Source organism: Shigella sp. FC1661 (assembly GCF_001712525.1).
Taxonomy (GTDB): Bacteria; Pseudomonadota; Gammaproteobacteria; order Enterobacterales; family Enterobacteriaceae; genus Escherichia; species Escherichia coli.
The window spans coordinates 1-440 of sequence record NZ_MDGW01000480.1 but is presented as its reverse complement, the minus strand read 5'-3'; the positions used below and the strand labels follow the sequence as shown (position 1 = coordinate 440).

Here is a 440-nt window from a genome sequence, read left to right as displayed (position 1 = left end):
TTTACGCGTATGACAGGCTCCGGAAGACGGTTGTTGCGCACGTATTCGGTGAACGCACTATGGCGACGCTGGGGCGTCTTATGAGCTTGCTGTCACCCTTTGACGTGGTGATATGGATGACGGATGGCTGGCCACTGTATGAATCCCGCCTGAAGGGAAAGCTGCACGTAATCAGCAAGCGATATACGCAGCGAATTGAGCGGCATAACCTGAATCTGAGGCAGCACCTGGCACGGCTGGGACGGAAGTCGCTGTCGTTCTCAAAATCGGTGGAGCTGCATGACAAAGTCATCGGGCATTATCTGAACATAAAACACTATCAATAAGTTGGAGTCATTACCCAGACGGCGTACCACACAGGAAAAGATCGCAATTGTTCAGCAGAGCTTTGAACCGGGGATGACGGTCTCCCTCGTTGCCCGGCAACATGGTGTAGCAGC

At 53.0% G+C, this 440-nt stretch carries 1 protein-coding gene and 1 pseudogene; both read left to right on the top strand.

Annotated elements, in window-relative coordinates:
* A pseudogene (locus BFF42_RS20840) lies at positions 1–326 on the top strand (IS1-like element IS1B family transposase); the annotation flags it as partial.
* On the top strand, positions 319–440 hold a 122-nt coding region (locus tag BFF42_RS20835; protein WP_146755916.1), incomplete at its 3' end, for a transposase. The pseudogene BFF42_RS20840 and the gene BFF42_RS20835, both read left to right, overlap by 8 nt.